General features: G+C 71.2%; 19 protein-coding genes. 11 read left to right on the plus strand and 8 right to left on the minus strand.

The window, feature by feature from the left end:
- Positions 1–26 precede the first annotated feature (26 nt).
- From AB0I38_RS16760 to AB0I38_RS16780, 5 genes are all read left to right on the plus strand, one after another.
- Positions 27–1,196: a Gfo/Idh/MocA family protein gene (locus AB0I38_RS16760; protein ID WP_358467914.1), complete on the plus strand. Its 1,170-nt coding sequence runs from the start codon at positions 27–29 to the stop codon at positions 1,194–1,196.
- 145 nt (positions 1,197–1,341) lie between these two features.
- Positions 1,342–1,923, plus strand: coding sequence for an RNA polymerase sigma factor (locus tag AB0I38_RS16765; protein ID WP_358467917.1), 582 nt, complete (start codon positions 1,342–1,344; stop codon positions 1,921–1,923).
- The gene (locus tag AB0I38_RS16770; protein ID WP_358467919.1) at positions 1,920–2,516 is read left to right on the plus strand and encodes a hypothetical protein; all 597 of its coding nucleotides are present in this window, start codon (positions 1,920–1,922) and stop codon (positions 2,514–2,516) included. Before AB0I38_RS16765 ends, AB0I38_RS16770 begins: the two co-directional genes overlap by 4 nt.
- Before the next feature lie 453 nt (positions 2,517–2,969).
- Positions 2,970–3,491 (plus strand): hypothetical protein, encoded by a 522-nt coding sequence (locus AB0I38_RS16775; RefSeq protein WP_358467922.1) that lies wholly within the window; start codon positions 2,970–2,972, stop codon positions 3,489–3,491.
- A 491-nt stretch (positions 3,492–3,982) separates the two neighbouring features.
- The gene (locus AB0I38_RS16780) at positions 3,983–4,624 is read left to right on the plus strand and encodes a hypothetical protein (RefSeq protein ID WP_358467925.1); all 642 of its coding nucleotides are present in this window, start codon (positions 3,983–3,985) and stop codon (positions 4,622–4,624) included.
- A gap of 95 nt (positions 4,625–4,719) precedes the next feature.
- On the opposite strand, the gene AB0I38_RS16785 is transcribed toward AB0I38_RS16780, so the two are convergent.
- From AB0I38_RS16785 to AB0I38_RS16815, 7 genes are all read right to left on the minus strand, one after another.
- A complete protein-coding gene (locus tag AB0I38_RS16785) occupies positions 4,720–5,793 on the minus strand; it encodes an SPFH domain-containing protein (RefSeq protein ID WP_358467928.1) in 1,074 nt (357 codons plus the stop codon).
- A 2-nt stretch (positions 5,794–5,795) separates the two neighbouring features.
- On the minus strand, positions 5,796–6,227 hold the full coding sequence (locus AB0I38_RS16790; protein ID WP_358467931.1) for an NfeD family protein: 432 nt from the start codon (positions 6,225–6,227) through the stop codon (positions 5,796–5,798).
- A gap of 71 nt (positions 6,228–6,298) precedes the next feature.
- A complete protein-coding gene (locus AB0I38_RS16795) occupies positions 6,299–7,471 on the minus strand; it encodes a L,D-transpeptidase (protein ID WP_358467934.1) in 1,173 nt (390 codons plus the stop codon).
- A gap of 86 nt (positions 7,472–7,557) precedes the next feature.
- Positions 7,558–8,661: a fumarylacetoacetase gene (gene fahA / locus AB0I38_RS16800; protein ID WP_358467937.1), complete on the minus strand. Its 1,104-nt coding sequence runs from the start codon at positions 8,659–8,661 to the stop codon at positions 7,558–7,560.
- Positions 8,658–9,431, minus strand: a complete 774-nt coding sequence (locus AB0I38_RS16805; RefSeq protein ID WP_358467940.1) for a hypothetical protein — start codon at positions 9,429–9,431, stop codon at positions 8,658–8,660. Before AB0I38_RS16805 ends, fahA begins: the two co-directional genes overlap by 4 nt.
- The gene (locus AB0I38_RS16810) at positions 9,428–10,597 is read right to left on the minus strand and encodes a homogentisate 1,2-dioxygenase (protein ID WP_358467942.1); all 1,170 of its coding nucleotides are present in this window, start codon (positions 10,595–10,597) and stop codon (positions 9,428–9,430) included. The genes AB0I38_RS16805 and AB0I38_RS16810 overlap by 4 nt, the downstream gene beginning before the upstream one ends.
- A 77-nt stretch (positions 10,598–10,674) precedes the next feature.
- On the minus strand, positions 10,675–11,304 hold the full coding sequence (locus tag AB0I38_RS16815) for a helix-turn-helix domain-containing protein (RefSeq protein ID WP_358467945.1): 630 nt from the start codon (positions 11,302–11,304) through the stop codon (positions 10,675–10,677).
- An 84-nt stretch (positions 11,305–11,388) separates the two neighbouring features.
- Here AB0I38_RS16815 and AB0I38_RS16820 point away from each other — a divergent pair, with 84 nt between their 5' ends.
- On the plus strand, positions 11,389–12,522 hold the full coding sequence (locus AB0I38_RS16820) for an NAD(P)/FAD-dependent oxidoreductase (RefSeq protein WP_358467948.1): 1,134 nt from the start codon (positions 11,389–11,391) through the stop codon (positions 12,520–12,522).
- Between the two features lie 68 nt (positions 12,523–12,590).
- Here AB0I38_RS16820 and AB0I38_RS16825 read toward each other — a convergent pair whose 3' ends face one another.
- On the minus strand, positions 12,591–13,865 hold the full coding sequence (locus AB0I38_RS16825) for an MFS transporter (protein WP_358467951.1): 1,275 nt from the start codon (positions 13,863–13,865) through the stop codon (positions 12,591–12,593).
- Between the two features lie 187 nt (positions 13,866–14,052).
- Between AB0I38_RS16825 and AB0I38_RS16830 the strand changes: the two genes are divergently transcribed.
- Genes AB0I38_RS16830 through AB0I38_RS16850 form a run of 5 tightly spaced genes read left to right on the plus strand, consistent with a single transcriptional unit; the run spans position 14,053 to position 22,260 of the window.
- Entirely contained in the window at positions 14,053–15,732 is a 1,680-nt protein-coding gene (locus AB0I38_RS16830; RefSeq protein WP_358467954.1) for a fatty acyl-AMP ligase, read from the plus strand.
- On the plus strand, positions 15,725–18,289 hold the full coding sequence (locus AB0I38_RS16835) for an MMPL family transporter (protein ID WP_358467957.1): 2,565 nt from the start codon (positions 15,725–15,727) through the stop codon (positions 18,287–18,289). Before AB0I38_RS16830 ends, AB0I38_RS16835 begins: the two co-directional genes overlap by 8 nt.
- 2 nt (positions 18,290–18,291) lie before the next feature.
- Positions 18,292–19,653, plus strand: coding sequence for an MFS transporter (locus AB0I38_RS16840; RefSeq protein WP_358468529.1), 1,362 nt, complete (start codon positions 18,292–18,294; stop codon positions 19,651–19,653).
- 43 nt (positions 19,654–19,696) lie between these two features.
- The gene (locus tag AB0I38_RS16845) at positions 19,697–20,914 is read left to right on the plus strand and encodes a glycosyltransferase (RefSeq protein WP_358467960.1); all 1,218 of its coding nucleotides are present in this window, start codon (positions 19,697–19,699) and stop codon (positions 20,912–20,914) included.
- A 53-nt stretch (positions 20,915–20,967) separates the two neighbouring features.
- Positions 20,968–22,260, plus strand: coding sequence for a hypothetical protein (locus AB0I38_RS16850; protein WP_358467963.1), 1,293 nt, complete (start codon positions 20,968–20,970; stop codon positions 22,258–22,260).
- Positions 22,261–22,331: the final 71 nt, after the last annotated feature.

Consider the following 22,331-nt stretch of genomic DNA (forward strand, 5'->3'; position numbering starts at 1 on the left):
TGCCGTACCTGGAGGAGAGGACCTCAGTGGAAGACCTGCGCATCGGAGTCGTCGGCCTCGGCCTGCGCGCCAGCCTCGCCCTGGCCGCGCACCGGCCCGGACGAGGGTCGGTGGTGGCCGCCCTGTGCGACTCCGATCCGGCGGTGCTCAAACACCAGGCCGAACGGTTCGACGCGGAGTTCCTGACCGAGGATCACCGCCGGCTGCTCGACCGCGACGACCTCGACGCGGTCATCGTGATGACGCCCGACGACACCCACGAGCGCGTCGCGATCGACTGCCTCCAGGCAGGCAAGGCCCTCTACCTGGAAAAACCACTCGCCATCACCGTGGACGGCTGCGACAACATCCTGCGCGAGGCACGGCGCACCGGCACCCGCCTGTACGTCGGCCACAACATGCGCCACATGGGGGTGGTCCGGCTGATGCGCGACGCCATCCGGCGCGGCGACATCGGCGAGCCGAAGACCGTCTGGGTGCGCCACTTCGTCTCCTACGGCGGCGACTACTACTTCAAGGACTGGCACGCCGATCGCAGCCGCACCACGGGCCTGCTCCTGCAGAAGGCCGCGCACGATCTCGACGTGATCCACTGGCTCGCCGACGGCTACACGACCAGGGTCAACGCCCTGGGCGACCTCATGCTCCACGGCGACCTGCCCCGCCGCGCGCCGGGCGAGCCGCGCCCCGAGGGGTGGCTGCGGGAGTTCGAGTGGCCGCCGACCAGCCGCACCGGCCTTAACCACGTGGTCGACGTCGAGGACGTGTCGGTGATGAACATGCGGCTCGACAACGGCGTCATCGCGGCCTACCAGCAGTGTCACTTCTCGCCCGACTACGTGCGCAACTACACGGTGATCGGCACCGAGGGACGGCTGGAGAACTTCGGCGACCGGCCGGGCGACACCGTCAGGGTGTGGAACACCGGGCCGTCCGCCTACCGCGACGACGCCGACATCACCTACCGGGTGCCCGACGCCCAGGGGATGCACGGCGGAGCGGACACGGCGATCATGGCGGAGTTCTGCCGGTTCGCCAGGGAGGGCGGGGTGACCGACACCTCGCCGGTGGGGGCCCGAATGAGCGTGGCGGCGGGCTACATGGCCACGATGTCGCTGCGCGACGGCGGCATACCGTACGACATCCCGCCCCTCGATCCGGAGCTGGCGGCCTACTTCGACGCCGGCCAGCGCTGACCGGTCTCTGGCGGGTTTCTGACCGGTCTCTGGCGAGGTCTCTGGCGGGGTTTCTGGCGGGTCGCGCGGGGACCCTGGTGGCGCGTGTGGACATTACGGGAACTCCGGTGGCACGTGCGGACAGTAGACGTATGTGGACATGTCGATGCGTGCCCGGATACGTGACGGGAACCCGGCGGCCTTCGAGGAGCTCTTCGACGACTACGCGAAGGCCGTCTACAACCACGCCTTCCGCCTGACCGGCAACTGGTCGGCGGCCGAGGACGTGATGGCGCTGACCTTCCTGGAAGCCTGGCGGTTACGCGGCCGGATCGACCCCGAGGGTGGCTCGATCCGGCCGTGGCTGCTCGGCATAGCCACCAACGTGGCCCGCAACGCCCGCCGTGCCTCGCGCCGTCACGACGACGCCCTGGCCAGGCTGCCCAGGGCCGAGGCGGTGCCGGACTTCGCCGACGAGGTCGTGGGCCGCCTGGAGGACGCCGACCGGCTGGCCGCCGCCCGTGACGCCTTCGGCTCGCTGCGCCGCCAGGAGCAGGACGTGTTCGCGCTCTGCGTCTGGGCCGGCCTCGGCTACGCGGAGGCGGCCGAGGCGCTCGGCATCCCGGTGGGCACGGTACGGTCCCGGCTGTCGCGGGCCCGGCGGAAACTCGCCCAGCACGCGGAACCACCACCCCGGCCCCGACAGGTAGTAGGTGACCGAGGCCCCGGCAAGGAGGGGATCCGATGAACTGGCCGGCCGAACGCGATCTTCCCGAGGGCCGTCACCGACTGCTCAAGGAGTTCGTGATGACCGAGATCGACAACGAGATCGCCAAGGAGCGGCCGAAGCGCGGATGGCTGCGTCCTCTCGTGCTGGCGCCCGTCCTGGCGGGCGCGGCGGCGGCGGCGATCACCGTGCCGCTGCTCTTCGGCGGCACCCCCGCCTACGCCGTCACCGACAACCCCGACGGCACCATCCATGTCCAGATCAACCAGTTCAAGGACCCGGAGGCGGTGGAGGCCACGCTCCGGGAGCACGGGGCCAACGTGGTCGTCGACTACGTCCCCATGGGCAAGAAGTGCGGCCCCGAGCCCCGCAGTGAGCGTTTCCTGTCGAAGGCGGAGGCGCCGCTGACCGTCTTCCCGCCGCCGAAGGGCAACGAGATGGGCTTCACCATCGACCCGAGCGTCATCAAGCAGGGACAGACCGGGGTGGTCGAGCTCAGCGTCAGTGAGGTCGAGGGGGTCGGCACGGTCGCCGGCGTCTGGGCGCGCGTAGCGGACGGGCCGGTGGCCGACTGCGAGCTGTTCGACACCACGGACGCGCCGCTGTCCAACTGATCGTGCACGACAGGCCGTCCCGAAATCCACGGGGGCGGCGGCCATGACGGTGGAGGTGCCCGTCGCACATCGCGTGCGGTGGGCACTCGCTGTGCGCGGCCTCCCCGGCCGACACTTTGTGTAGTCAGTACGAAACTTTTAGTAGGGGCTCTAGGGGTGGAAAGGCCGTACCAACCATGCAACACTGTTGCAGGGTTGGAACATGGTCGGTCGAGGTAGACACCAGAACAACGAGATCAATGCGGTGCTCAAGGCCATCCGCAAGATCAATAGTGCGATCTCCGTCGAGGAGGATCACAACGGACACCGGTGGGGGTGGATCACGTGCGCGTGCAAAGACAAACCAATGGTTATCACCTGCACTCCTCGCAACCCCGGCAATCATGCCAAGCAGATCCGGCAATGGGCGACCCGGCACCACGAGTGCATGAGCGACGAGCAAGAGGAGACCTCATGACCATCTGGGACTTCCGGGTCATGCTCAACCGTGAGCCGGACGCTGATGAGTACAACCAGCTCGTCGAGGCGGGCATGGACGACTGTGCCCTCGTTGGAGGCTCCCAGCCCTACTTCATGTGTGATCGTGAGTCGGACAGCCTCTTGGAGGCGGTCATATCCGTCCTCGTTCAGATCAGACAGGTCAAGGGGTTGTGGGTCGTCAGCGTGGCGCATGACGACGCGGTGACGCTGGGCGACGCCGCTCGGCGGCATGGGGGGCGCACTCAGGCGAGCCTGCGGCAGCTCTCCACGGGCCAGCGCGGGCCGGGCGGCTTTCCGGAGCCGCTCATCGAGGCCGACAACGTCAGCGTCTACTCGTGGGCCGAGATCTCCGAGTGGCTGCGCACCACCATGGGCGACGACATCCCGCACGGCAATCGCGACATTGCCCTCGCCGACGCGGCGGTCAAGCTCGCCTGCCGGGCCAGAGCCATGCACCAGGAGCCCTTGGTCCGCCGCCTCCTCGAAGTCGCCTGACCGCCCCGACCGGCCGCCCCAGCTGGTAGACCTGCTGGCCCGCTTCGGCATGATGGCGCAGATCAACGAGGTCGTCGCCGACTCGCGCGAGCTGCTGGTCGCCAGCCTCGCCCACGCTCTGATCGGCACTGCCGAAGCGCACGCCGGCGCACGCCGGCCGCGCCGAGGACGCGGTCAACAGTGCCGGTGCCGGGCCCGCCGACCATCGGGAGGCCGCCCTGATGGGCGACGCGCTGATCCGCACCATGCGCCTGGTGGCCGCCGCGCTGTCCGGCATCGCCACCGCCGCGCACGCCGCCGCCGACTGCTTGAACACGGCAGGTGAGGCACGGTCTTAGCGGTCGGCCACGCAGGTGTCGCTGATCTGGAGGGGCGAACTGCGACCATACCGGCGCTGTCTTGCTGCGGGCTTGAACCCGGTCGAGACTCCCTGGCGTGATGCGCTGTGCGACATTGGGCCACGCAGCCGCATATGGGTGTACGGGGAGACGATGAGTACAGAAGATCGAATCGAACGGGCCAGGCAGGCTAGCCAACGGGCCGTCTTCGTTGGCGATGTCGATGCGCTGGACACAGCGGAGCGGGAGTTGAACATGGTCGAGGCCGATCTCGCCCTGGCACGCGGCCGGATCAAGCAGGCTCGTTCTCATGAGCAGCGAACCGATGACCCAGACGAACTGGCCTTGTTCCAGCGCGCCACCGAGCTCTATCAGGGGCTCGGCGACGTACGAGGCGAAGGCGAGGCGCTGTTCTGGGTCGGCACCTACCACCAGATGTCCATACGGGACAACGACACCGCGGTTCCCCTTCTCGAACGGTCATATGAACTTGCAGCGCAGGTCGGTGACAAGCTCACGATGTCGTACGCGCTTCGGCATCTGGGATACGCGGACCACATCGCCGGCCGGCTGGACGCCGCGCGTGAGCGTTTGGAGGAGTCGACGCGGCTTCGACGAGAGATCGGGCTCTTGCCCGGTGTTGCCGCGAACCTGGTCGGGCTGGCCTACGTCGCAGCCGCACAAGGCCGCCGTGATCACGCCTTGGCGCTGATCGACGAGGCGGGCTCAATCGCCGACGCCAGCGGCGCCCAGGCCATCATGCGCCAGGTTGAGGAGGCGAGATCACAGCTGTAGACAGCTCTGAATCGCCCCAGGTTCGGTGGAAACGCGGTCGCGACCAAACTCGGTGCCCGTCGTGTGGGCGGGCACCGTTCGGGTGGGGTGGCGGGTCAGCGTTCCTGGTGTTCGCGGTCGAGGTCGGTGAAGGGCGCGGCCGGCTCGTTGACGGCCTGGGTCAGCTGGCGGGGGCCGGAGGGTGAGCCGGCGTCCTGGGCGTCGGCCACGGCCTCGGCCGCCGCCTCCGAAGCCTTGACGACCTCTTCCTCTTCCATGGCCGACGACTCGGGCGCCTCGCGGGTGGCGGCGGACCTGGGCAGCGACTCGGTGAACGCCTTGGACACGCCCTGCAGGGCCGAGGTGACCTCGCTGGGGATGACCCAGAACGTGTTGCCCTCGCCCTGGGCGAGCTGCGGCAGCACCTGGAGGTACTGGTAGGCGAGCAGCTTGGGGTCGGGGTCGTTGCGGTGGACCGCCTGGAAGACCTGGTCGATGGCTCGTGACTGGCCTTCGGCCTCGAGGATGGCGGCGGTGCGCTGGCCCTCGGCTCGCAGGATGCGGCTCTGCTTGTCACCCTCGGCCGTGAGGATCTGCGACTGGCGCTGGCCTTCGGCGTTGAGGATGGCGGCCCGCTTGTCACGTTCGGCCCGCATCTGCTTCTCCATCGCGTCCTTGATGGTCTTGGGCGGGTCGATCGCCTTGACCTCGACGCGGTTGACGCGGATGCCCCACTTGCCGGTGGCCTCGTCGAGGACACCGCGCAGCTGGCTGTTGATGGTGTCGCGCGAGGTGAGGGTCTTCTCCAGGTCCATCGAACCGATCACGTTACGCATCGTGGTGACGGTGAGCTGCTCGATCGCCTGGATGTAGTTGGCGATCTCGTAGGACGCCGCCCGAGGGTCGGTGACCTGGAAGTAGAGGACGTTGTCGATCTCGACGACCAGGTTGTCCTCGGTGATGACCGGCTGCGGGCGGAAGGTCACGACCTGCTCGCGCAGGTCGATCATGGGGTAGACGCGGTCGATGTAAGGAATGACGAAGTTGAGGCCTGGCTTGAGCGTGCGGTGATAGCGGCCGAGGCGCTCGACGTTGCGCGCTCGGGCCTGGGGGACGATCCGCACAGCCTTGAGCACCGTGAACGCCGCGAACAAGATAATGAGAATCCCGACTACCAACAGCGGATCCATGATCACTCCCGGGGATATACGAGGGCCGTCGCGCCCTCGATCTCGATGACGTCTACGGTCGCCCCTGCGGGGATCACCAGGGTCTCGTCATAGGCGCGGGCCGACCACTCCTCGCCCCCGATGCGGACCCTGCCTTCGCGCCCGGTGACCTCGGTCACCACGTAGGCGGGCTTGCCGACGAGTGCTTCCACGCCGAAGCGTTGCAGCTGTGGCTGGCGGACGTTACGCATGGCGATCGGCCGGATCAGGACGAGCCCGGCCGCTGAAGACAGGATGAAGACGAGCAGTTGAAAGGGAACAGGCAGGCCAATGGCGGCGGTGGCCGCGGTGAGAAGGGCGGCGGCGCCGAGCAGACCGAGCGCCATGGTGACCGTGAAGATCTCCGCCACTCCGAGGACTACCGCGAGGATTATCCAGATGATCCATTCATCCATATTTGGCCCTCCAGTTAGGACAACGGGCCTGTGTCCATGACTGTTCCCTTCCCCTTACCGTAGTCGCCGTTTCACCGCTGCGGCAGGGGTGAGGTGGTGCCGGCGATCATCTCATGGGGGTCGGCGAGGGCGCTGCCGACCAGCCACCTGTCCCAGGGCAGCTGCCAGAACCCCCAGCCGTTGTTCCAGGCGAGCACGCGGTCGGTGCCGGTGATCGTCACCGGATCGCCGCGCAGGCTGCCGGCGTAGAACCAGGCGGCCTGGTCGGGGCGGGCGTTGACGCAGCCGTGGCTGACGTTGCTCCTGCCCTGGGCCCAGAGGTTGTCCTTGGCGTGCACGTACTCGCCGCTGTTGGAGATGCGGACGGCGTGGTCGATCAGCACGTCGTAGTAGCCGGGATCGCCCTCCTCGCGGCCCGGGGAGATCATGCGGACGGGGTTGCCCTTGTCCATGGTCAGGTGGACGCCGCTGGTCGTGGTGTATTCGGGGGTGGTGGCCATGCCGGCGCTGATCGCCATGCGCTGCACGACCTTGCCGCCGCGCCGGACCTCCATCTGGTGGGTGCGGGTGTCGACGGTGCTGGTCTGCTCGCGGCCCACGGTGAAGGCGAACGTGCGGTCGGCCGTGCCGTGGACGCCGGGGGCCGCGCGCACCCCGGCCAGGTGGGCGGTGACGGTGACCCGCTGCCGGGGCGCCCAGTAGGCGCGGGGCCGGTAGACGGTCTGCGTGTCGCTGGTCCAGCGCCAGGCGCCCTCGACGGGGCGCGCCGTGCTGACCTGCAGCGCTCGCTCCACGGCCGCCTTGTCGCGCACCGGGGTGTCGAAGTCGAGGATGATCGGCATGCCCACGCCGACGGTCTCGCCCGGCATGGGCACGGCCGAGGCCAGCCCGAAGGCGCGCTCGGCCGGCCGGGTGCGGAAACGGCCCATCGTCACCGTCGGCGCGCCACTCGGGGGCGCGGCGGTGACGGACACCGTGTATTCGGTCCCCGGTTTGAGAGTCCAGTCGGAGCGCCAGGTGGTGCCGGTCGCGTCGAACCTGCCCGGCACCGGCGTGCCCCCGGCGTGGGCGACCACCTTGCGGAGCGTGCCGCCCCGCGCCCTGACCAGCAACCCCTTCTCGGTGGGGGCCTGTTTGACGTCGAAGGCGGGCGACACCCGGACGACGGCGGGTGCGGGCGGCGGCGCCGTGGCGGTCACCGTGGCGCAGCTCGTGGTGATGAAGAGGGCGACGACAAGGATCATCGCGGCTCGCCGCATCTCACTCCTGCTCTCCGGGGAAGGGAACCCTCAGAGTAGCGGTGAGTCAAGGAGTGAGCACGTCGAGTGAGTTATCGGATGGTTCCGACAACCTCCCCCAAAGTGCGTCCGCCGGCGGTGGCGCGGATGGCCACGGTGTCGCCGTCCTCCAGAAACGTCCTGGTCTCGCCATTCGCCAGCTTGATCGGGTCGGTGCCGTTCCAGCTCAGCTCGATGAGCGAGCCGCGCTCCTCGCGTTGCGGGCCGGAGACCGTGCCACTGGCGAACAGGTCGCCGGTGCGCAGCGACGCGCCGTTGGAGGTCAGGTGGGCGAGCATCTGGTCGGGTGTCCAGTACATGCTCGGGTACGGCGGCTTGGAGACGATCTCACCGTTGAGCCAGACCTCGACCGTGATGTCCAGCCCCCAGTCGCCCTGCCTGCGCAGGTGGCCGAGCGGCTCGGGGTCCTGCGGCCGGCCGGGGATCCGCGGCAGCGCCTCCAGCGGGGTGATCCAGGGCGAGATCGAGGTGGCGAACGACTTGCCCAGGAACGGCCCGAGCGGCACGTACTCGAAGGACTGGATGTCGCGCGCGCTCCAGTCGTTGACCAGCGTCACCCCGAACACGTGCTCCTCGAACGCCCCCGCCGGCGAGCCGAGCTCCGAGGGGACGCCGACGACGAAGCCCAGCTCGGCCTCGATGTCGAGCTTGGCGCTGGGCCCGAACACCCCGGCCCTCAGCTGGCCGCTCGGCCGCCTGACCGGGGTGCCGGACACCACGACGGTGCCCGCCCGGCCGTGGTAGCCGACGGGCAGGTGGCGCCAGTTGGGCAGCAGCGGCTCGGCGTCCGGCCGGAAGATGCGGCCGATGTTGGAGGCGTGGTCGAGCGAGCAGTAGAAGTCGACGTAGTCGGCCACCTCGAACGGCATGTGCAGCCGCACCTGTTCCAGCGGGATCAGGTGCGCGTCGGTGACCGAGCGGTCGGTGGAGAGCTTCTCCTGGATCAGGGCACGGGTGTCGTGCCAGGCGGCGCGCCCGCGGGCCATGAAGGGGTTGAGCGAGGAAGCCGCGAACACCTCGTCGTGCAGCGCGGCGGCCAGGTCGAGCACCTGGTCGCCGTAGCGGACCCCCACTCTGGGCGCCTCACCGCGCCGGGAGAACACTCCGTAGGGCAGGTTGTCCAGTCCCCAGGTCACACTTCCTCCTCGATCAGTCCGAGCGTGCGCAGGTCCTCCAGGGGCGCGCTGGTGTTGCAGGAGCCGTAGCTGACCAGCAGCCGGCGGGCGTGCTCGGCGGTCTCCGGGGAGACCGACTCCGCCATCCGCACCAGGTGGCCCACGTCGGTGGTGCGCAGCATCGGCGCGGGGTCGCGGTGCTCGGCGGCCTCGCAGACGGCGAGCAGCAGGTTGAGGAAGCCGTGGCGGTCGACGCCGAGCGACGGGTCGAAGTGGCGGATGGCGTGGTGCAACCCCGCCGTGGCCTTGAACGGGATGTCGTGGTCGGCGCAGAACCGGATGAACGCCGCGAGGTGTTCGACCGGCGGGAACGCCTCGGCCGTCTCGCCGCCACAGCGCACCTTCAGCCCGACGCCCTCCGGCACGTCGGCGTTGCCCTTGCGGGCCGGCACCTCGACGAACAGCCGCACCCCCGGCGGCAGCCGGTCGGTCATCTTCCGGGCCAGCTCGGCGACCGGCATGTCGGGCGGCAGGCGTACCTCGACCAGGTCGACCGGCAGGTCCTCGAACGGCGGAAGGTCCGGCGTGTCGACGATCAGCCCGATGCGGCGCGGCAGGAAGCTCTCCCGGCGCAGGCCGTCGAGGCGGCTGGTCGGGCAGAGGAAGCGCTGGGTCAGGAGCGGATTGTTCCTGGCCTGGTCGCGCTTGTGGCGGCTCAGCGCCTCGTCCATGTGCAGGGAAGTCGGCGGGAACAGGCCCGCGTCGTCGATCAGTGCGGAGAAAAGACTCATCGTGACCAGGTCCAGGCGTATCCGGGATCCTCGCAGGACAGGGCGCCCTGACCGAGGTCGAGCGGGCGGAACGTGTCGACCATCACGGCCGTCTCACTGGTGGTCGTGACGCCTTGGGCGACGGCGTCGATGACCGCCTCCACCGCTCCTGGCTGCGGCCCGTGGGTGAATCCGGCGGGATGCAGCGAGATGGAGCCGACGTCGATGCCGGAGCCCCTGCGCGCCGTGTAGTCGCCGCCGACGTAGAACATGAACTCGTCGGAGTCGACGTTGTGGTGGTTGTACGGGATCGGCACCGAGTCGGGATGGAAGTCGAGCGGGCGCGGGCAGAACGAGCACACCACGAAGCCGGGCCCCTCGAACGTCTGGTGCACCGGCGGCGGGGCGTGGGTCCGCTTCACGATCGGCTCGAAGTCCTCGATGTTGAACGCGTACGGGTAGAGGCAGCCGTCCCAGCCGACCACGTCGAACGGGTGGTGGCGGTAGACCAGCCTGGTCAGCCCGCCCCGGGTGCGCACCAGCACCGGCACCTCCTCGCCCTCGGCGAGGAGTGGTTCGGCGGGCCCGCGCAGGTCGCGCTCGCAGTAGGGGGCGTGCTCCAGGAACTGGCCGTGCTGCGACAGGTAGCGTTTGGGCGGCCTGATGTGCCCGGACGCCTCGATGACCAGGGCGTTGACCTGGCCGGCGGGCACCCAGCGGTGGATCGTCCCGGTGGGGACGACGACGTAGTCGCCCTCGCCGGCCTCGATGACGCCGTACGTGGACTCGAATCTGACCCGGCCGCGCTGGATGTAGACGCACTCGTCGCCCATCGAGTTGCGGTAGAGCTCGCTGGGCGCGTCGCTGGTGGCGTACGACAGCCGGACGTCGGCGTTGCCGGCCAGCAGGACGCGACCGGCCACCAGGTCTCCGGCGCCGGTCAGGTCCTGGGTGCGGAAGTGGCGGGGGGAGAGCGGCAGGTTGGGCGCCAGGCGCGATTCAGTGACCGGGGTGACCGCCTCGGCCTTGACGATGGCCGTGGGCAGGTGGCGGTGGTAGAGCAGCGAGGAGTCGGACGAGAACCCCTCCTCGCCCATGAGCTCCTCCGCGTACAGGCCGCCGTCGGGTCGCCTGAACTGCACATGGCGCTTGCGGGGCACCTCGCCCACGACGCGGTAGTACGGCATCCGCCCTCCCGGGAGTCCGTTAATCGGACGCTTATGTCCTCTATATGTGATTACCGTCGTTCATCGCCCATGCGATGTCAACCCAGCGCGTCGGCCAGCTCGGCCGCCGCCGCGACGACCCGCGGTCCGGCCGACTCGTCCAGCGAGCCGAACGTCACCACCCCCACCGACGCCTCCAGCCATGGCAGCCCGCTGACGGGGGCGGCGATGCCCCGCGCTCCCTCCTGCAACTGCCCCTCCGACACGAGATAGTCCGTCCGGCCTTCGCGCAGGGCCAGGATCGCCTGCCCCGCCGCGCCTTTCGCGAGCGGATGCCGCGAGCCCTCCCGGTAGGCCACGTGCATGTCGGTCCACGACGGCTCGACCACGGCCACGGCGAGCCCGTCGTCGCCCTCGGCCACGGTCAGGTGCGCGGTGGCGCCGATCTGCTCGGCCAGCCGGCGCAGCGCGGGCAGCGCCGCCGCGCGCAGCAGCGGTTGCACCGCCTGGGCCAGCAGCAGCACCCCGAACCCGAGGTGCGCCCTGCCGTCGGCGTCGCGGCGGACGAAGCCCTCGTTGAGCAGCGTGGTCAGCAGGCGATAGACCACGGGACGCGACAGCGACAGCTCGTTGCTCAGCTCGGTCGGTGTGCGCCCACCCCTTCCGTCGGCGAGCAGCCGCAGGAGTCGGAGTCCGCGTTCGAGAGTCTGGGCTGATTCAGCGGGCATGGAGCCGATTATCTATCCGGGTCGTCCGGTTGATGATCGCCTGACCCCTTGCGCCAGCGGGGATTCTCCGGTCACGGTGGTCCCATGAAATCGGTCATTGTGGTCGGAGCGGGCATTTGGGGGTCGTCACTGGCCTTGCGTCTCGCCGAGACGGGCTGGCGTGTGACGCTGGTCGAGCAACACAAACCCGGACATGTACGGCAGGCAAGCGCGGGCGAGACCCGGCTGCTGCGCTGCTGCCACGGCGCCGACGACTGGTACGCCCGGCTGGCCTGGAAGGCCCGGGACGGCTGGCGGCACCTGGGCGAGCGGGCCGGCGAGGAGCTCTATCACGAGGCGGGCATGCTGTGGTTCGCCGGCACACCGGACGGCTGGGAGAGCGCCAGCGCCCGAGTCCTGAAAAATCTGGATATTCCGTGTGAGGTGCTGGACCCGGCCGACGGGGCCAGGTTCTTCCCCGACTTCCGGGGCGACGATCTCAGTTTTCTGCTCTGGGAGCCGAAGGCGGGCGTGATCAGGGCCCGCCGGGCGACCCAGGTGACCGCCAGGCTGGCCGAGGCGGCCGGGGTCAGGCTGGTCAGGGCGCGGGCGGTGCCGGTGCCCGGGGCGGAGTCGCCGTACGCGCGCGCGGTCGACGTCGACGGTGAGGTGCTGCGCGCGGACCGGGTGGTGTGGGCGTGCGGCGCGTGGCTGCCCGGCCTGTTCGACGTCGACACCCAGCTGACCATCACCAAGCAGGACACCCTGCACTTCGCGGTGCCCGCCGCGTGGACCACGCCGGGCACGCCCGCCTGGGTCGACTACGGCGCCTCCGCCTACGGGCACGGCGACGTCGACGGGGTCGGCATGAAGGCCACCTCCGACGCGGAGGGCGGGCCGTTCGATCCGGAGGACGGTGAGCGGGTCGTCGATCCGGCCGGTGTCGAGCTGGTCAGGGGCTACCTGCGGCGCAGGTTCCCGGCGCTGGCCGAGGCGCCCGTGCTGTTCAGCCAGGTCTGCCAGTACGCGCTCACGCCCGACGCCGAGTGGATCGTCGCGGAGGCGTCGCCCGGCGTCTGGCTGCTCGGCGGCGACTCGGGCCACGGCTTCAAGCACGCCCCGGCGCTGGCCGAGTACGTGGCCGGCGTGCTCGACGGCGCGTACGAGCCGGAGCCCCGCTTCGGCCTGCACGACCGCGTGCCGTCACGCGGCCTGCGCACCAGCGGCGACACCGGGTAGCGGGCGGTGGTCAGCCGGAGGCGGACCGGGTGATGGTGCTCAGCCGGAGACCGGCCGGGTAGCGGTGGTCAGCCGGAGGCGGGCTGGGGGGCGGCGGGCTGGGCGGCGGCGGCGGGGCCCGGAGCGCGCAGGTTGCGCACCCCCGGCGACAGCAGGGCCGCGAGCGTCGAGAGCAGGACGATGACGCCGCACGCGATCAGCGCGTTCCGCGTGCCGACCAGCGCCGCCGCCGGCCCGGCCAGCATGAGCCCGACCGGCCCGAACATCAGCGACCCGAGCGCGTCGTAGGAGCTGACCCGCGACAGCGACTCCGCCGGCACCTCCCGTTGCATGGTCGTGTACCAGAGCACCCCGAACACGTCGAAGCAGACGCCGAGCACGAACGCCCCGCCCACGATCACCCAGAGCGGCGTGCTGAACCCCAGCATGAAGTACGGCACGGCGATGGGCAGGCAGAGCAGGGTGGCCACCAGGATCGGGCGGCTGGGCCGCAGGCGCAGGGAGAACAGCACCCCGGCCATCGTGCCCACCGCCTCACCGGCGAGGAACGCCGACCAGGCGGGGGCGCCGCCCAGGCTCTCCTTGGCCAGCAGCGGCCCGAGCACTCCGTGGCCCGCCTGGATCGCCATCACCATGACGGAGAACTGCAGGACCACCACCCAGATCCACTGCCGGGACCTGAACTCGTGCCACCCCTCGCGCAGGTCGGCCAGCACCGAATGGCGCTCCGCCCCGGCGGGACGCTCGCTGGGCGCCATCCGCAGCGCCGCGATCAGCAGGGCGGCCACGGCGAACATGGCGCCGCTGACGGCCAGCGCCCAGCCGCCTCCGAACAGCACCACCGTGATGCCGCTCAGCACCGCCCCGGCCACCCGGGAGCTGTTGGCGCCCAGGCCGAGCAGCGCGTTGCCGGCCTGCAACTGTTCGGCGGGCACGACGTCCGGGATGATGCCGGTCAGCGCCGGGAACAGCACCGCCATCGCCACGCCGCCGATCGCCGCGGCCGTCACCAGGGCAGGCAGCGGGGTCCAGCCGGTGAGCAGCATCACGGCCAGCGCGAAGAAGGCCAGCGCGTTGACCAGCTCGCCGACCATCATCACCCGGGAGCGCGGGAAGCGGTCCGCGATCACCCCGCCGACCAGCATGAACACCACCATCGGCAACGCCTGGGCGGTGAGCACCACCGACAGCGTGGTCGCGTTGGCGCCGGGCAGGCCGAGGACGCCGAAGGCGAGCGCCACGGGGGCGAAGGCGCTGCCCAGAACGGAGATCGTCCGTGCTGACAGAAGCAGCGCGAAACGTCGATCCCGGAGCAACCCGAGATCGCGACGATAACTGTGCACGTGGTGGCCCCCTCGACGCCCGATCGCCCTATTGTGCCCGCCCGCTATAACTCCTGTCGTCCCGTTATTCGGCGCTTGTCACTCCGGCAACAACACCGAACGCGGAATGTGAGGAGGTATGGCAAGAATCGTCGCCCCGTCTGCCGTAATTTGCTAGGTCCCTGTCCGTCGGCGAGGGGATCCCGGCATGCCTGACGCACTGATCGCCCATGTGGCGCGGTGGGCGCGGGAGACGCCCGACGCGCCCGCCTACACCTTCGTCGACCACCTGGGCGGCGGGGCACGGCACACTCTCACCTGGAGCCGGGCCGACCTCAGGGCGCGGGCGCTGGCCGTACGGCTGCGTGAGCTCGCCGGGCCGGGTGAGCGGGTGGCCGTGCTGGCGCCGCAGGGCCTCGACTACGTGGTGGCGATGCTCGGGGCGATGTACGCCGGAGTCGTGGCGGTGCCGTTGTTCGTGCCCGACCTGCCGGGGCACGCCGACCGGCTGACCGGAGCCTACGCCGACGCCGCTCCCGTGGTCGTGCTGACCACCACCGAGGCGCTGCCCGGCGTCACCGCGTTCCTGGAGACGGCGCCCGCCCCGAAACGGGTGCTCACCGTGGACACGGTCTCCGACCTGCTGGCCGACGAGTGGGACGAGCCGCTCCCGCAGCCCGAGGACGTGGCCTACCTGCAGTACACCTCCGGCTCCACCCGGTCGCCCGCCGGAGTGGAGATCACCCACGCGAACGTCACCGCCAACGCCGCCCAGCTCTGGGAGGCGTTCCGGGCCACGCCCCGCACCTCCGTCGCGGCGCTCTGGCTGCCGCTCTTCCACGACATGGGGCTCATCGCCACGGTCGCGATGCCGATCGTGGGCGGCAACCAGGTCGCGTTCATGGATCCGGTGGCGTTCGTCATGCACCCGGTGCGGTGGCTGCGGCTGCTGAGCGAGTTCGACGACGTCTTCACCGGAGGGCCCAACTTCGCCTTCGAGTACACCGCCGCCCGGGTGAGCGAGGAGGACAAGGCGGGGCTCGACCTGTCCGGCGTGCGCGTCATGCTGAACGGCGCCGAGCCGGTGCGGCCGGCCACGATGGAGGCGTTCCAGGCCGCCTTCGCCGGCTGCGGCCTGCGTCCCGAGGCCCAGACCCCGGCGTACGGGCTGGCGGAGGCGACCGTCTTCGTGGCCGCGGCGGGCCGGGACGAGCCGTACCTCGTGACCGAGTTCGACCGCGACGCCCTCGGCGAGGGGCGCGCCGTCCAGTACGGCGGCGAGGGGGCGCGCAGCGCGCTCGTCTCCTGCGGGCGGCCGACCGGGCAGCAGGTGCGCGTCGTCGGCGAGGACGGGCGGGCGCTGCCGGACGGGCACGTCGGCGAGCTCTGGGTGCAGGGGCCGAACGTGGCGCGCGGCTACTGGCGGGACGCCGCGCGCACCGCCGAGGTGTTCGGCGCGGTGCTGGACGGCGCGGACGGCACCTGGCTCAGGACCGGCGACCTGGGCGTCCGGCACGACGGCCGGCTGTACGTCACCGGGCGCATCAAGGACCTGGTCGTCGTCGACGGGCGCAACCACTATCCGCAGGACATCGAGGTCACCGTGCAGCAGGCGCACGAGGCCGTGCGCCGGGACCACGTGGCGGCGTTCGCGGTGCCGGGAGAGGAGACCGAGCGGCTCGTAGTGGTGGCCGAGCGGTCGCGCCGGGGCGCGGACGCGGACCCGGCCGAGGTGGCGCGCAGGGTGCGGGCGGCGGTCCGGACCCACCACGACCTGTCGGTCCACGACTTCGTGCTGACCGAGGCGGGTGCCGTGCCCCGCACGTCCAGCGGGAAGATCGCGCGGCGCGCGTGCCTGCGGGCGTACCTGGAGGGCGCCCTTGTTTGAGACGGCCGGCCGGCTGGTCTATCGCGGCAGGTGGACGCTCCTGGTGCTGAGCCTGGTGGCGGCCGTCCTGGTCGCGCCCTTCGGGCTGGAGTTGTTCGGGCGGATGTCCGACGGCGGGTTCGAGGACCCCGCCGCCGAGTCGACCACCGCCGCCACGTGGAACGACGACTGGTACGGCGGCAACGCCCCCGACGTCGTCGTCCTCTACCGGCACCCGAAGGTCAAGGTGGGCGACCCGAGGTTCAAGAAGGCCGTCCACGACTCGCTGCGCGCGCTGCCCGCCGAGCACGTCCGCCGGCTGGCCACCTACTGGACGACCGGCGCCAAGGAGCTCAGATCCGCCGACGAGCACGCCACCTACGCGGTGATCACCCTCAAGGGCGACCGGCAGGCCGCCTACGCCGCCATCAAGGACCGGCTCGCCGCCGAGAACCTGGTCGTCCGGGTCGGCGGCTCGGTGCCGCTGCTCAAGGAGCTCAACGACCAGACCGCGGCCGACCTGGTGCGCGCCGAGACGATCTCCATGCCGGTGCTGCTCGTGCTGCTCGTGGTCGTCTTCGGCAGCCTGGTGGCCGCCGGGCTGCCGCTGATCGTCGGTGCGCTGGCGGTGCTCGGCGCGCTCGTGCTGCTGCGGCTGCTCACCGAGGTGACCGAGGTCTCGGTCTTCTCACTGAACGTCGTCACCATGCTCGGGTTCGGGCTGGCCATCGACTACTCGCTCTTCGTGCTGAACGCCTTCCGCGAGGAGATCCGCCGGGGCGCCACCACCGAGCAGGCGGTCGTGCGCACCATGGCGACCGCCGGCCGCACCGTGGCCTTCTCCGGCCTGACCGTGGCGACGTCGCTGCTCGGGCTGCTGCTGTTCCCGCAGATGTTCCTGCGCTCGATCGGGCTCGGCGCGGCGGCCGTCGTGCTGGTGGCCATGACGGCGGCGCTCGTCGTGCTGCCCGCCCTGCTCGGCGTCCTCGGCACCCGCGTGAACGCCATCAGGCTCACGCCCGACTTCGGCGGCTCCGGCGGCCGGGGCGGGGCCTGGCACGCGGTCGCCTCCAGCGTGATGAGACGCCCGCTGCTCTACCTCGTGGCCGTCACCGCCGTGCTGCTCGGGCTGGCGGTGCCGTTCCTGCACGTGAAGTTCGGCAACGTCGACCATCGGGTGCTGCCCGCCGCCGCCGAGAGCCGCCAGGTCGCCGAGACCATCGACCGCGACTTCGCCCGCAACTCCATGGCTCCCATCGACGTCCACGTGCTCGTCGAACGCACCTTCACCGAACGGCCCGCCGTCCCCGGCCCGCTCGGCCAGGGCCACACCCCGATCAGCGCCGTCACCCCGGTCACCCCCGCCGACGTCAAGCCACTCGCCGACCGGCTGAACCGCCTCGACGGGGTGACGGGCGTCGACGTGGCCGGTCTCTCCCAGGCCAACGGCGCGGTACGCCTGGCCGTCCGCTACTCCTACGACCCGATGTCCACCGAGGCGCGCGACCTCGTCACCCTGGTCAGGTCCATGACCCCCGAGCCGAACGTCCGGCGGGTCGTCGTGGGCGGCTCCACGGCGGCGCAGATGGACCTGATGGACAGCCTGGTCGACACGCTGCCCCGGATGGCCCTGGTGGTGGGCCTGGCCACCGGGCTGCTGCTGTTCGCCGCGTTCGGCTCGATCGTGCTGCCCGTCAAGGCGCTGCTGATGAACGTGCTCTCCATCGGCGCGTCCTTCGGCGTGATCGTCTGGGCCTTCCAGGACGGCCACCTGGCCTCCGTCCTCGGCTTCACCTCCACGGGCACCATCGAGGCCACGGTCACGGTGCTGATCCTGGCGGTGGTGTTCGGACTGTCGATGGACTACGAGCTGTTCCTGCTGTCGCGGGTGCGCGCCGAGTGGCTGCGTACCGGCGACAACACGGCGGCCGTGGCGGCGGGGCTGCAGCAGACCGGCGGTGTCATCACCAGCGCGGCGCTGCTGCTGCTCGTCGTGATCGGGGCCTTCTCCACGGCCGGCATCACCGTGGTGAAGCTGCTCGGGGTCGGGATGTTCGTGGCCATCGTGGTCGACGCCACGCTGGTGCGCGCTCTGCTCGTGCCCGCCACGATGCGGCTTCTGGGGTCCGCCAACTGGTGGCTGCCCCGGCCGCTGCGCCGCCTCCGCTTCTCCCTCCACGCCCCCGCCCCGGAACCCGCCCCCGGGCCGGCTTCGGAACCCGCCCCCAAGCCCGCCTCGGGAGCCGGTCGTGGGCTCTCCGGCCCGTCTGCTCGTGAGCTCGCTCCCGAGGAGGTGCGGCGCGGACAGGGAGCGGCGGTAGGCGGCGGCGGGCGGCCGAGCAGGGTGATCAAGCCCAGAACCGACGGGCCCGGCTGGTACTGGGCCGAGGCCGAGGACGCGCCGCCCGTGGTGCCCGTCAGCGGGACGGTGGCCGTCTTCGGAGTCGACACCGACCCCGTCCCGGTGACCGCCGAGCACGACCACACGGGGTGGGTGAAGGTGACCGGAGGGCGGACGAAGGTGGTGAGGCCCGACCCCGAAGGGCCGGGATGGCGCTGGGTGGAGGTGGACTCTTGACCGTGGCAGCCGCGCCCACACGGCCGGGCGGTCGGACAGCGGGGCGGATGGGCCTGTTGCTGACCGTCGTCGGACTGGCCGGGTTCGTGACGACGCTGGACAACACCGTGGTGACCGTCGCGCTGCCGAGCATCCAGCGGGATCTCGGCGCCCGGCTGGCCGCGCTGGAGTGGGTGGCCACCGGCTACATCCTGACGTTCGCCGGATTCATGCTGGCCGGTGGCCGGCTGGCCGACGTGTACGGGCGGCGCCGGATGCTCGTGGCCGGGCTCGGCGTGTTCACCGCCGCTTCGCTGGTCGCCGGGCTGGCCTCGTCGATCGGGTTACTGGTGGCGGCGCGGCTCGCCCAAGGGGCGGGGGCGGCGCTGATCCTGCCGGCGACCCTGGCCGTGCTCGCCGGCCGGGACGAACGGGAGCGGTCGCTGGGAGTGGCCGTGTGGATGGCGTCCGGAGCGGGAGCGCTGGCGCTGGGGCCGGTCGTGGGCGGATACCTCAGCCAGCACCTCCACTGGAGCTGGATCTTCCTCATCAACGTGCCGGTGGGCGTGGCCGTCATCGCCTTGGCCGTCGTGGCGGTGCCGGAGACGGTCGCCGAGCGGCGGGTCCCGGTGGACGTGGCCGGTTCGGTGGCTTCCGTGGTGTGCCTGTCCGCCGGGACGTTCGCGCTGATCCACGCGGGTGAGCACGGCTGGACGTCTCCTGCCGTGCTGTCGGCGCTGGCCGCCTGCCTGGCGGGCGGGCTGGTGTTCCTGGTCGTGGAGCGGCGGGTGACGGCGCCGATGGCAGAGCCGGAGCTGTTCCGGGTCAGGGCCTTCACCGGCGGCGTGCTGGCCCAGGTGCTGTGGGGGCTCGGGGTGAACGGGGTGTTCTTCTACACCGCCCTCTTCCTGCAGGGAGTGCTCGGGTTCACGCCGGTGGCCTCCGGGTTGGCGTTCGTGCCGCTGGCGCTGCTGGTGGTCGCGGTGACGCCGCTCGCGCCGATGATCGAGCGGCGGGTGGGGGCCGGGCGCACGGTGGCGCTCGGCCTGGTGCTGGTGGCCGCCGGGATGGTGGCGGCGGCGTTCCTGGAGCCAGGGGACGGATGGGCGCGACTACTGCCCGCCGTCTGCGCGATCGGCGTGGGGTCGGCGCTGACCATGCCGCTCGGGTCGGCCGTGCTGGGGGCGGTGCCGGAGGAGCGGGCCGGGGTGGCGGGCGGGATCTTCTCGGTCAGCAGGGAGATCTCCGGGCTGTTCGGCATCGCGGTCATCGGGGTGATCGTGCAGGGGGCCGGCGGTTTCGCGCTCGGTTACTCGCTCGGGCTGGCCGTGGCGGCCGGGCTGGTGCTGGCCGGGGCCGTGATCAGTTTGGTGACGCTGCCGTGACCAAGCCGGCGCTCGCGTGGGTCCCGGCCGGCTCGGTGCCGTCGTGAGGGTGGCGGTGCTGGCGTTCGGGTCGCGGGGGGACACGCAGCCGTGCGTGGCGCTGGCCGCCGGGTTGCTGGCGCGGGGGCATCGGGTGACGCTCGTGGCCGCGCGCAGGTACGGGCCCCTGGCGGAGGGGGCGGCGACGGTGTTCGCGCCGCTCGGGGTGGACCCGGTGGCCGTCGTGGAGAGCCCCGAGGGGCAGGCGTGGCTGCGCGAGGGGCCGCTCGGGTTCGTGCGCGGGTTCAGGACCGTGGTGGAGCCGCTGGCCGAGCGGCTCGTCGCCGAGGTGGACGAGGCCTGCGCGGGCGCCGACCTGGTGCTCGCGCCCGCCCTGGGCGCGTTCGGCAGGCACCTGCACGACAGGTACGGCATGCCGTACGCGATCCTGCAGTTCCAGCCGAGCGAGCCGACCGGCGAGTTCCCGAACCCGCTGGTTTCGCTGCGCACGCTGGGCGGGATGGGCAACCGGCTCAGCTACGCGGTGGTGGAACGGCTCGGCTGGCTGGCGCTGGCGCGCATGGTCAACCGGCTGCGGGCCCGGAGACTGGGGCTGGGGCCGTTGCGGGGGAGCCCGTTCGCGGCCGACCGGCGTGACCGGGTGCCGGTGCTGTGCGGGGTCAGCCCGCTCGTGGTGCCCCGGCCCCGGGACTGGCCGGAGTACGCGCACCTCACCGGCTACTGGCGGCTCCCCGAGCGTTCGCCGCCCCCCGACCCCGGCGGGCTGGAGGGATTTCTGCGGGCCGGTCCGCCGCCCGTGTACGTGGGCTTCGGCAGCATGACGCCGGCCGAGCCCCATCGGGTGGCGGAGCGGGTCGTGGCGGGGCTGCGGCTGGCCGGGCTGCGCGGGATCGTGCAGGGGCTGCCCGTGGCCGCGTCGGACGAGGTGCTGCCGGTCGGGGAGGTGGATCACGCCCGGTTGTTCCCCCGGCTGGCCGGCGTCGTGCACCACGGCGGTGCGGGGACGACCGGGACGGTGCTGACGGCCGGGGTGCCCGGCCTGATCTGCCCGTTCTTCTCCGACCAGCCGTTCTGGGGGCGGCGGGTGGCCGCCCTGGGCGTGGGGCCGCCGCCGTTGCCGATCGGGGAGCTGACGGCGGAGGCTCTGGCCGCACGGCTGCGATTCGTACCGAAATATCGCGAGAAAGCGGCTCGACTTGGACGGCTACTTCGAGTGGAGGATGGGGTGAAGACTGCTCTGGATCTCATTGAACGTCGCTGATCATCCCGATAGTGTGCGATATGTCCGCCGATCACCCCCTGGAGTAACGCGCCATGCGACTGCGGCAGATCTTCGTCATCGGGCTCGCCCTCTCACTGCTCGGCATCGGCGTCCCCGCGTGGGCGCAGGACGATCCGAAGAACTGCAACGACCTGATGGCCGCGGACACCCCGGCGTACGTGGTCTGCCGCTGGATGGCCACCCCCGAAGAGGCGGCGGACATCGCGAGGTTCTGGCTCGACAACGACGGCGAGCACCTCCAGGAGGCCGGACCGCTCGACCCGATCGTGATCGACTGCACCGAGCCGGGCAACGTCTGCCCTACCGGCGAGGACGGTGACGGCGACGGGATCCCGCGCGACGCCGGCGACCCCGACGTCGAGGGGGCGGAGGACGGCGGCACGCCCGAGTGCAAGGAGGGCGAGAGCTGCTACGTGAACCCGGCCAGGCTGTCACAGGCCGAGATCGCGCAGGCCGAGAAGACCGCCGCGGGGCAGGCCGTCCAGGCCGCCGCCAAGGAGAACCTGCGGATCTGGATCAACGCCGAGCTGACCGGCGCCTGGAAGGACGGCAAGCTCGACGCGGCCGTCAGGAAGCTGGCCGCGCTGGCCGTGCAGCCGGGGGTCGCGGGCATCAGGTTCACCACGCAGCTCGGGTTCGACCAGACGTTCAAGACCGCCGACGAGATCGACAAGTTCGTCGCCGAGACCTCCGCCGCGCTGCGCAAGCTCGCGCCGGGCAAGAAGCTGGCCGTCCACACGGTCGTGCCGGTGCTCGGCTGCGGCGCCGACGAGGCGTGCAAGACCGAGATGACCAAGAAGCACCCGCTGTCGACCCCCGAGCGGGTCGGCGCCTGGCTGTCCAAGGGACAGATCGACCAGCTCGCCCTGGACAGCGGTCTGCTGGCCACCGAGTACGCCACCTGGAAGATCGACGCGGTCGCGGCGCAGCGCAACCAGTGGATCCAGGTCCGGGCCCGCGCCTGGGACGCCTACGGCCAGATCGCCTCCGAGGACGCCGGATTCGCCGCGACCGGTGCCTCGAAGCTCACCACCGAGCAGACCACGCAGGCGATCAACGACCGGATCGCGATCCCGCTGCAGACCGACGCCGCCGAGACGGTGACCCTCTGGAGCCGCTGGAAGGACGAGCAGGGCCAGGTCAGCAGGACCTTCGGCGAGAAGTGGGCGACCAACGCCACCTGGGACCAGCTCAAGAAGCTGACCTCGGTCCGCCCGCGCCTGGCCACCGTGTACGACCCGGCCAACCCCGAGGTCGACCCGGCCACGGACATGAAGAACCTCGCGGAGGTCTTCGGCCAGGTGTACGTGCACGCCGGCGCCTGACACGCAGCGTCCGCCCCAAGGATCCGGCGCTCAGGTGGCTCACCCACGCCCTCCTGTCCGTTGGGGCGAGG

The sequence above is a fragment of the Nonomuraea cavernae genome (genome assembly GCF_040655715.1).
GTDB classification, from domain to species: Bacteria; Actinomycetota; Actinomycetes; order Streptosporangiales; family Streptosporangiaceae; genus Nonomuraea; species Nonomuraea cavernae_A.